The sequence below is a fragment of the Streptomyces sp. NPDC002588 genome (assembly GCF_040295925.1).
Taxonomy (GTDB): domain Bacteria; phylum Actinomycetota; class Actinomycetes; order Streptomycetales; family Streptomycetaceae; genus Streptomyces.
Map to the genome: position 1 here is coordinate 1 of NZ_JBEOWF010000091.1, position 9,732 is coordinate 9,732.

A 9,732-nucleotide genomic window follows, 5' to 3' on the forward strand; every position below is an offset into this window, starting at 1 on the left:
CCCCGACACCGAACTCGCCGCCATCCGCGCCCTCGGAGTCCCCGTCGAGATCGTCGAGACCGTCGAAGCCGTCGAAGCCGACACCGCCGGACCCGTACCCCCGGGCGGACAGGGCCGCGGGCCGCTCCGCCGGCCGGTGGTACCGGCGTTGCCCCCTTCCTCTCATCCGCGCTGATCAGGGCCGGTTTCCCGGCCGCCGTGGCGATGGGAAACAGGAAACCCGTCGACCTCTCCCGGCCCGGCGGACAGTCTGATGCCGACAGACCGAGCACGCCCTGCGACCAGGCAGGACGAACGCAAGGGGGAAAACATGCACAAGATGTTCCGCGGAGCCGCCGCACTCGCCACCGCCGCCACCGCCGTGATCGCCATGAGCGGCACGGCGACGGCCAAGCCGGCCGCCGACTGGGCAGGGTGCCCGTCCGGCGCCGTCTGCATCTACCCGCAGGGCCAGGACCCCGCCCAGAGCCCGAGCAACGTCTACTGGAGCTACGGGGCTCACGACCTGAGCAACCAGGTCGGCTGGCACTGGGTCCTCAACAACCAGACCGGCGGCGCCTCGGCGGAGCTGTGTCTGAACTACGGCGGCACCAACTGCAACTACACGATCGGGGCCCAGCACGGGGTGTGGGCCGACCTGACGCCGGTCAACTCGATCAAGCTCAACCGGCCGTAAGGCCATTTGCCACGGGGGAACTTCCGGAACCGCCCAGGCGGTTCCGGAAGCCCGTGTTCGCGCCACACCGGTGAAAGGTCCGATCGACCGTCCCGCCCCCGCAGTAGTCTTGGCATCGCCGTTTTCACGGCTCATGCGCGCGCGACACCCCGGGGGGACGTGTTGGGGGAGCAGCAGCACACCAGCGACCGACGTGCAGCAGAACCGACTGACGACGCCGTTGTGGCCTTCCCCGCCCAGCTGAGACGACTCCGCCGGCAGCGCGGGCTGTCCCTGGCCGATCTGGCCCGGCAGGCGCACTACAGCAAGGGCTATCTCAGCAAGATCGAAACGGGTGCGAAGCGGGCCACCGTCGATGTCGCGCGCCGTTGCGACCAGATCCTGCGGGCCGAGGGCGGGCTGCTGCGGCTGCTGGCCAAGGACACGGAGGACGACGTGCGGGCAGGGCGGAGCGAGGCCACCGCGCCCGGTGCCGCGCAGCTCGACGGCGTCTGTCCCTACCGGGGACTGTCAGCGTTCACGGCGCGGGAAGCGGAGTGGTTCTTCGGCCGCGAGCAGGCCACCGCCGCGCTGGTCGAGCGGGTCTTCGAACGAATCGGCGGCGGACCGCTGATGGTCGTCGCCCCCTCGGGGGCCGGCAAGTCGTCCCTGCTCAACGCCGGTCTCGTGCCGGCCTTCCGGAAACCCGGCGGGTTCCCGATGCCGGGGGCCGAGCGGTGGCCGGTCATCGCGTTCACGCCCACCGCGCATCCGCTGCGGGAGCTGCTGACCGCGGCGGCGAAGGCACTGGACGGCGACCTCGGCATCACGTCACGGCAGGTGCGGGAGCGGCCCGAGACCCTGTTGGAAGCGGTACGGCGCCGCACGGCGCACGACAGCGCGTCCGCCGACCCGGAACGACCGGCGCCGCCGGTGCGTCCGGTGCTGCTCGTCGACCAGTTCGAGGAGCTGTTCACCCTCTGCTCAGACGAGGACGAGCGGCGGGCCTTCGTCCGGGTGCTGTGCACGCTGTCGACATCCCGCCCGGCCGACCCCGGCCTCCATCCGGCGGTGGTGGTGCTGGGCGTGCGGGCCGATCTGTCCGGCAGCTGCCTCGAACTCCCCGAGCCTGGCCCAGGTGTTCACCGACGGGCTGTTCGTGCTGTCCCCCATGTCCGTCGCCGGGCTGCGGGAGGCGATCACCCGCCCCGCCGAACGCGCCGGACTCACCCTGGAGCCGGGCCTCGTCCCCCTGCTGCTGCGGGACGCGGGCCTGCGCGACGAACAGGACGGTCCGCCCGGACACGGGTCGGGCACCCTGCCGGACGTCACCCCTTCGGGTGCGCTGCCGCTGATCTCCCACGCGCTGCTGACCACGTGGCAGCGGCGCGAGAACGCCACCCTGACCGTGGCCGGGTACGAACGCACCGGCGGGATCCGAGGGGCGGTCGCGCGGACCGCCGAGGACGTGTTCGCACGCCTGTACCCGGCCGAGCAGCAGACGATCCGCCGGATCCTGGTGCGTCTGGTCCATGTCGCCGACGGCACCGGACCGACCCGGTGCCGGATGAGCCGGGACGCGCTGCTGAACCGGTCGGACGACGCGGACGGTGCCACCGCCGCCCTGGACGCCTTCGTACGGGCGCGGCTGATCACCGCCGACCGCGACACGGTCGAGATCGCCCACGAGGCACTGCTGCACGCCTGGCCCCGGCTGCGCGGCTGGATCGACGCGGACCGCGCCGGACTGCTGATCCACCAGCAGCTCGCCCACGCCGCCGAGGAGTGGGAGCGTGAGGGCCGCGATCCGTCCGCCCTGTACCGGGGGACCCGGCTGGACACCGTCCGGGCGTGGGCCGAGGAACTCGACGGCAGGAGCCGGCTCAGCGCGCAGGAGGAGGCGTTCCTGCGCGCGAGCCGGGCCGAGGAGGCCGACCGGCAGCAGCAGGCGCGGCGGCAGGTCCGGCTCCGGCAGGGCACGCTGGCCACGCTGGTGGTGCTGCTGGCCCTCGCCGTCGTCGCCGGGGCCACGGCCTACCAGCAGCGCTCGGGCGCGCTGAACCAGGAGCGGGTCGCGCGCTCCCGGGCGCTCGCCGCGCAGTCCGCGTCCCTGGCCGCCGGTCAGCCCGAGGCCTCGATGCGGCTCGCCGAGCAGGCCTACCGGGCCCGGGCGACGCCCGAGGCGCGCGGCGCCCTGCTGAGCACGCAGGCGCAGCCCTTCTCCGCGCGGCTCGGCGGGCACCGCGGGCCGGTCAACTCGGTGGCTTTCGCGCCCGACGGGCGGACGCTGGCGACCGGCAGCTCGGACGGCACGGTGGCGCTGCGCCGGCTCGCCGACCGCCGTACGACCGCCACGCTGAGGATGGCGGGGCGGGTGCGGTCGGTCGCCTTCAGCCCCGACGGCCGTACGGTCGCGGCGGGCGCCACGGATGTGCCCGTACGGCTGTGGGGTGCGGCCGACCACCGTACGAAGGCGGTACTCCCGGCGAGCACCGCGGGCGCCCGGGCGGTGGCCTTCGATCCCCGGGGCCGTACCCTGGCCGTCGCGGCGGGCGACGGCACGGTCCAGGTGTGGGACACGGACCGGGGGCGCCGGGTCGCCACCTTCACCGGACATGCCGGACAGATCGATGCGCTGGCGTACTCCCCGGACGGCCGGACGCTGGCGTCGGCGGGCGCCGACCGGACCGTGCGGCTGTGGGACACCGTGCGGGACCGGCCGTACGCGGTGCTCAGGGGGCACAACGACGAGGTGTACGGCGTGGCGTTCGCGCCGGACGGGCGCAGCCTCGCCAGCGGGGGCGCCGACCGGACCGTACGGCTGTGGGACGTGGCCCGGCTTCGGGCGACCGCGGTCCTGACCGGGCACAGCGACGACGTCAACGCGGTCGCCTACACCCCGGACGGCGCCGCCGTCGTCAGCGCGGGCGGGGACGGTACGACCCGGCTGTGGGACGTGCGCACGGGGACGCAGACGCTGACGCTCACCGGCCACACCGACTACACGATGGGCGTGGCCGTGAACGCCGACGGGACCCTGCTCGCCACCGCCGGGTTCGATCAGTCGGTGGTGCTGTGGGACCTGCGCGGGTCGACGCTGGCGGCCCGGCCGTTCACCGAGGTCTGGCAGTCCGCCTACAGTCCCGACGGCAGACTGCTGGCGACCGCCGACACCGATCACACGGTGCGGCTGTGGGACGTGACGGCGCGCCGGGCCGTCGCGACACTGCGGGGGCATCGCGCGGCCGTGTTCTCGGTGGCGTTCGCGCCCGACGGGCGGACGCTCGCCTCGGCCGGTTCCGACGGCACGGTCCGGCTGTGGGACGTGGCCGGCCGCCGCCTCCTCGCCACGCTCACCGGGCATCACGGGGACGTGTTCTCGGTGGTCTTCGCTCCGGACGGCGCACTGCTGGCGTCGGCGGGCTCCGACCGTACGGTGCGGTTGTGGGACGTGGCCGGCCGCCGCCCGCTGGCCACGCTCACCGGCCACACGGACTTCGTCAACGACGTCACGTTCAGCCCCGACGGGCGCACCCTCGCGAGCGCGGGCGACGATCTGACCGTACGGCTGTGGGACGTGGCGGGGCGGCGGCCGCGGGCCACGCTCACGGGCCACACGGGTGCGGTGCGGGGGGTGGCGTTCAGCCCGGACGGGCGGGCGGTGGCGAGCAGCGGCAACGACGGGACCGTACGCCTGTGGGACGTCCGTCTGCACCGTCCCGCGGCGGTGCTGCGGGGCCATACCGGCTCGGTGCGCGGCATCGCCTTCTCTCCCGACGGCCGGCTGCTGGCCAGCAGCGGCAGCGACCGCACGGTGCGGCTGTGGGACGTGGCCGGGCGGCGGCCCTGGGCCACGCTGACCGGTCACACGAACGCGGTGTGGGGGACCGTGTTCGCCCCGGACGGGCGGACGGTGGCCAGCAGCAGCAACGACGGGACCGTACGGCTGTGGGACCTGGACGTGCCGGCACGGTTCACCGCGATCTGCCGGCTGCGGCTGTCGCGTTGCTAGGAACACGGACTCGCGAGAAACAGGGACACGAGGAAACGGGGGTGGCGGTATGTTCCGCCGGACCGGACTGATCAGCACACTCATCGGCTTACTGGCTCTCCTCCTGTGGACGCCCGGAGCCGCCCGCGCCGCCGACGGCGAGTGCGCGGTCCTCGCACCGGGCGCCTCCGCGGCGGCCGAGCGGGCGGTGGGCGCGGCCTGCGCGCAGGTCGCGGCGGGCGTCTGGTACACGTGGGGCGGCGGGCACGGCGCACAGCCCGGCGCCACGTACGGGCAGGTGGATCCCACCGACCCGGCCAGCGAGCACGACCCCGAGCGGCTCGGCTTCGACTGCTCCGGGCTGGTCCGGTACGCGTACGCCCAGGCAGCCGGGTCGGACATCCTCGACGGGGTCGCCGCCGGCCAGTACTACACGCACCGTGCCGCGGAGCGCTTCACCGCCGATCAGGGGATCGCCCCGCTGGTGCCGGGCGACCTGCTGGCCTGGGGCACCTCGCAGAAGCTGCACCACATCGCCATCTACCTGGGCGCGGGCAAGATGGTCGAGGCCCGGCAGTCGGGCACCAAGGTCATGGTCAGCGACGTCCGGCTGAACGGCGACTACTTCGGGGCGCTGCGCGTCGACACCGGCGCGGTGACCGGCCATGTGTTCCAGACCTGGGGCACCGGCGTGTGGACCAGGGCCGCACCGTCCGTCGGCGCCGCCCGCGTCTACGCCTTCCCGCAGTCGACGACCATCCGCGTCCAGTGCCAGAAGCACGCGGAGCTCGTCACCTCCGACGGCTACACCAACGACGCCTGGTCCTACCTGCCCGACTACAAGGCCTGGATGACCAACATCTACATCAAGGGACCCGCCTGGCTGGACGGCGTGCCGACCTGCACCTGACCGGCCGTGCTCCGGCGCCGGACGGGCGGCGCCGGTCACCGCGATAGCATCCGACGGGGGACGAAGGGCGAAGGGTCTCAGGGAAGGGTGGGTGTGGAGGCGCTGGGGAAGAGGGCGGCCGCGGCGAGAGCGGGCCGGCCGCCGGTCAGTTCGCGGAGTTCTCTCGAACGCATCGGTTTCGAGCTCTTCGCGCGGCAGGGGTTCGACGGCACGACCGTCGACGACATCGCCGCCGCCGCGGGCATCGGCCGCCGCACCTTCTTCCGCTACTTCGCCTCGAAGAACGACCTCGTCTGGGGTGACTTCGAGGCGGAGCTCGTCAGGCTGGAGGGTCTGCTGGCCTCGGCCGATCCGGCCACTTCGATGATGGACGCGCTACGGCGTGCCGTGGTCGAGTTCAACCGGTTCGACCCCGCCGAGGTGCCCTGGCACCGGCAGCGCATGCTGCTCATCCTGCGGGTGCCCACCCTGCAGGCCGATTCGACGTTGCGCTACGCGTCGTGGCGGGAGGTGGTCGCCGGGTTCGCGGCCGCGCGTACGGGCCGGTCGTCGTCGGACCTGCTGCCTCGCCTGGTGGGCCATGCCGTGCTCGCCTCGTGCATCGCCGCGTACGAACACTGGCTGAGTCGGGCGGACGCCGATCTGGGCCGCCTGCTGGACGACGCCATGAGGCAGCTCGAGGACGGCTTCGGCCGCTACTGAGCCTCCCGGCGCCGGACGAGACGCGGGCGAAGTGCCCGGGTGGACCGGCCCTTGACCGCGGAGTACCAGACGCCCGCGCCGTAGGCCAGGTCGTCCAGGCGCCGGGCGATGCCGTAGCGGACGGGGTCGAGGCCGGCGCGATCGCGCCGGTACTCGAGCGTGACGTCGGTCAGCGCGGCGACTGCCGCGGCCCTGCGGACCCGGCCCGACACCGTGCAGCCGAGTGCCGTCAGCGGCCACCAGTGCCTCGTCAGCAGCGCGGAAGCCTGACTCAGCGCGTTCAGGGATCCATTGGCCGTGAGGCGCACGGCCAGCCGGTAGGGATGCCCGGTGCCTTCGAGCTTGCGGGCGATCCGCACGGTCGCGACGCAGAACACCGACCCGGCCACGGGCAGGGACCAGCGCCGCTGGGCGAGCAGCGCGACCGTCAGCGCGGTGCTCCACGGGGCGAACACCGCGGGGGCGATGAACTGGGGGTGGCGCCGGGCGAGCGGGGTGGCGCCGGTGCCGTACACCGCCTTGCGCAGGAACCAGTCGTCGAGCCGTACCCGGTGTTCGTGGCCGGCCTCGACGGCCGGCTCGTAGCGCACGCGCCAGCCGTGCTCGATGAGCCGCCAGCACAGGTCGACGTCCTCGCCGACCCTCATCGTGTCGTCGAAGCCCTCCTTCAAGGCGTCGACGCGGGCCACCACGCACGCCGTACTCGCCCAGGAGACGGGGGTACCGGGGCGCACGGCGGCCGGGTAGGGGCCGAGGTCGAGCGACGAGCGGGCATCCTCGAAGCGTCCGATCCAGTTCGGGGAACCGACGGCCGGCAGGCCGGAGATGCGGGGTACGGCCATGGCGACCCGGGGATCGGCGAAGTGTCTCAGCAGGGTCGCGACCGTCCCGGGAGCCAGGACGACGTCGGAGTCGGCGAGGACGACGTAGGGGGTGGTGACGTGCCGGAGTCCCGCGTTGCGCGCGCCGGCGGGGCCGAGGTTGACGGGCAGGGGGACGAGGCGGGCGCCGTGTTTCGCCGCGACGGCGGCGACGTCCTCGGGGTGGTGCGAGGCGTCGTCGACGACGATCACCGGGTGGTCCCTGCCGAGGCCGGTGAGGAGGCGGTCGAGTTGGCGTGCGCGGTCGCGGACCGGGACGACGACGGTGTAGCGGGGGTCGGGGCAGGGCGGCAGTGACGCGACGACCGGGTTGGCCATGCCGGACTCCAGCAGGCGGTCGGCCAGGACCGCGCTCGCCCGGTCCGTCACGCGCAGGGTTCTGCCGGACAGCAGCGGCCTCGCCCGTGGGGTCAGGCGCAGCAGGCGGGTGGGGAAACCGCCCAGCAGGGCCCGGCCGTCGTCGAGGACGCGGGTGTGCCGGTCGAGGGTGACCAGGAAGCCGTGCGGGAGTGTCATCGGCGCGCGACCCCGTTCTCCGCCGCGGAGGGTGACTTGCCGGGCGCGACGAGGTGCCCGCGGCTGTCGGCGGCCCCCTCGGTGATGCGGCGGACGGTGCGCGACACCATCAGGTCCAGCAGCTCGCGGCCCTCCCCGGCGGTCGCCCCGGTCGGGTCGCCGAGCACGCCGGAGGGGGAGATCGCACGGACTCCGTGGGCGATCAGGTCCGGCATGAGGGTGGCGACGGGGCGGGTGTCGCCGGTGACGGCCGCGTCGATCGCCACGTCCCGGGGTGCCAGGTGCAGCATCAACGACGTCTCCGTACGGCCGGCGTGGGCGTCGCCGCCCGGAACGCCGCAGCCGGTCCAGGCCACGTCGTGGCCCTCTTCCCGCATCCGCGGCACGGCGGTGCCCAGGCTCGCCGTGTTGCCGCCGTGGCCGTTGACGAAGACGACGGATCCCGCCCACAGCGACAGGGAACGCACCAGCTCCACGAGCACCGAGCACAGCGCCTCGTGTCCGATCGAGACGGTGCCGGGGAAGTGGGCGTGCTCGCCGCTGGCACCGTAGAGCAGGGTAGGCGCCACGAGAGCCGGGCCGGGCAGCGCCTTCGCCGCCCGCTCGGCGACGGCCCGGGCGATCACGCTGTCCGTGTCGAGGGGCAGGTGCGGTCCGTGCTGTTCCGTGGACCCGACCGGCACCAGCACCAGGGGCTTCGACGGTACGGCCGGCCAGACGGTGCGAGCCAGCTCGTGAGCGGTGTCGTACACCATGGTCAGGAGACGCCCGGGCCGGCGCCCAGGGTTCTGGTGAAGCCGGGCGGGACGACCAGGTCGTCGGGCGAGAGCTCGTGGACGGATGCCCGGCCGAGGCCCAGGACGGCGGAGTCGAGTCCGCCGCGCAGGATGTCCAGGACGTTCTCGACGCCTGCCTGGCCGTTGGCGGCCAGGCCCCACAGGTAGGCCCGCCCGATCAGGACGGCCCGAGCGCCGAGGGCGAGGGCCTTCGCCACGTCGCCGCCGCGGCGGACGCCGCCGTCGAGGAGGACTTCGACGTCGTCGCCGACCGCCTCGACGATCGAGGGAAGGATCCGGATGGTGGCGGGGGTCGTGTCCAGGTTGTTCCCGCCGTGGTTGGACACCGACAGGGCCGTGACGCCCGCGTCGACGGCCCGTTTGGCGTCGTCCACCCTGCTGACGCCCTTGAGCAGGAAGGGGCCGCCCCACTCCTCGCGCAGCCACTTGACGTCGTCCCAGGTGGGCGGGGTGGTCTGCATCCACTCGTAGTAGGCGCCGAAGAACGTGGGGGCCGGGCCGCCGTCGGAGGGCTTCAGGTTGGGGGCCGTCAGGTCCGGGATGCGGCCCGACCTGGCGAACTTCCACAACCAGCCGGGGCGGGTCAGGACGTCGGGGGCGAACCGCACCATGGTCTTCAGGTCGACCTTCTCCGGGATCGCCGGGCTGCCCCAGTCGCGGCCGTTGGAGAAGGACCAGTCGAGGGTGACGATGAGCCCCTTGGCGCCGGCGGCCCTGGCGCGGTCCATGCGCTGGACCATGGTGTCGCGGGTGCCGCTCCAGTACAGCTGGAAGAAGGTGTCGGGGTTGGCTTCGGCGACCTCTTCGACCGGCTTGCCGGCGAAGGAGCTCAGGCCCATGATGACGCCCCTGTTGGCGGCGGCGCGGGCCACGGCCACCTCACCGTCCGGGTGCACCGCCTGGACGCCGGTCGGGGAGATGACGACGGGCAGTGCCGTCTCCACGCCCATCACCGTCGTCGACAGGTCGCGCTCCGCGTGATGCCCCACCACACGGGGGGCGAAGCCCAGTTCGGCGAAGGCGCCGATGTTGTCGTCGATGGTGTGACCACGCTCGGAGCCCGCGACCAGGGCACCGTAGACGGTGCTCGGAAGACGCTTCTCGGCTCGGCGCTGCGCCTCGGCGACCGTCTCGAACCAGGGATTCCTGCCCATGTGTCCTGTCTCCTCTCCTGAGGTCTAGGGTCCTTCTGATGGATCTCCGTGGGAGAAGGAGCGGCGTTCGGTGCGTGCTCTCGGCGTGCCGGGCGGAAGCCCTCGTAGCGGAGCTACTAGGGCTTT

At 73.5% G+C, this 9,732-nt stretch carries 6 protein-coding genes and 1 pseudogene; 4 read left to right on the forward strand and 3 right to left on the reverse strand.

Annotated features, from left to right (window positions below):
- Positions 1-310 precede the first annotated feature (310 nt).
- The 4 genes and pseudogenes from ABT057_RS48470 to mftR all read left to right on the forward strand — a co-directional run bounded on the left by ABT057_RS48470 (position 311) and on the right by mftR (position 6,258).
- The gene (locus tag ABT057_RS48470; protein ID WP_352351716.1) at positions 311-676 is read left to right on the forward strand and encodes a hypothetical protein; all 366 of its coding nucleotides are present in this window, start codon (positions 311-313) and stop codon (positions 674-676) included.
- Positions 677-898: 222 nt separating this feature from the next.
- Positions 899-4,667: pseudogene (locus tag ABT057_RS48480) on the forward strand (nSTAND1 domain-containing NTPase).
- Positions 4,668-4,716: 49 nt separating this feature from the next.
- The gene (locus tag ABT057_RS48485) at positions 4,717-5,556 is read left to right on the forward strand and encodes an NlpC/P60 family protein (protein ID WP_352351720.1); all 840 of its coding nucleotides are present in this window, start codon (positions 4,717-4,719) and stop codon (positions 5,554-5,556) included.
- Between the two features lie 93 nt (positions 5,557-5,649).
- The gene (mftR, locus tag ABT057_RS48490) at positions 5,650-6,258 is read left to right on the forward strand and encodes a mycofactocin system transcriptional regulator MftR (RefSeq protein WP_352351723.1); all 609 of its coding nucleotides are present in this window, start codon (positions 5,650-5,652) and stop codon (positions 6,256-6,258) included.
- On the opposite strand, the gene mftF is transcribed toward mftR, so the two are convergent.
- From mftF to mftD, 3 genes are read right to left on the reverse strand one after another with little or no spacing between them, the layout of a single operon-like run.
- Complete coding sequence (mftF, locus tag ABT057_RS48495; protein ID WP_352351725.1) at positions 6,252-7,655, reverse strand: mycofactocin biosynthesis glycosyltransferase MftF; 1,404 nt, start codon at positions 7,653-7,655, stop codon at positions 6,252-6,254. The genes mftR and mftF overlap by 7 nt on opposite strands.
- Complete coding sequence (gene mftE / locus ABT057_RS48500; protein WP_352351727.1) at positions 7,652-8,410, reverse strand: mycofactocin biosynthesis peptidyl-dipeptidase MftE; 759 nt, start codon at positions 8,408-8,410, stop codon at positions 7,652-7,654. Before mftE ends, mftF begins: the two co-directional genes overlap by 4 nt.
- 2 nt (positions 8,411-8,412) lie before the next feature.
- Positions 8,413-9,606: a pre-mycofactocin synthase MftD gene (gene mftD, locus ABT057_RS48505; protein ID WP_352351729.1), complete on the reverse strand. Its 1,194-nt coding sequence runs from the start codon at positions 9,604-9,606 to the stop codon at positions 8,413-8,415.
- Positions 9,607-9,732 lie beyond the last annotated feature (126 nt).

Excerpts from the sequence above, each read along its gene's own strand:
- ABT057_RS48470 (WP_352351716.1), top strand. The coding sequence starts at position 311 with ATGCACAAGATGTTCCGCGGAGCCGCCGCACTCGCCACCGCCGCCACC.
- ABT057_RS48485 (WP_352351720.1), top strand. The coding sequence starts at position 4,717 with ATGTTCCGCCGGACCGGACTGATCAGCACACTCATCGGCTTACTGGCT.
- mftF (WP_352351725.1), bottom strand. The coding sequence starts at position 7,655 with ATGACACTCCCGCACGGCTTCCTGGTCACCCTCGACCGGCACACCCGC.
- mftE (WP_352351727.1), bottom strand. The coding sequence starts at position 8,410 with ATGGTGTACGACACCGCTCACGAGCTGGCTCGCACCGTCTGGCCGGCC.
- mftD (WP_352351729.1), bottom strand. The coding sequence starts at position 9,606 with ATGGGCAGGAATCCCTGGTTCGAGACGGTCGCCGAGGCGCAGCGCCGA.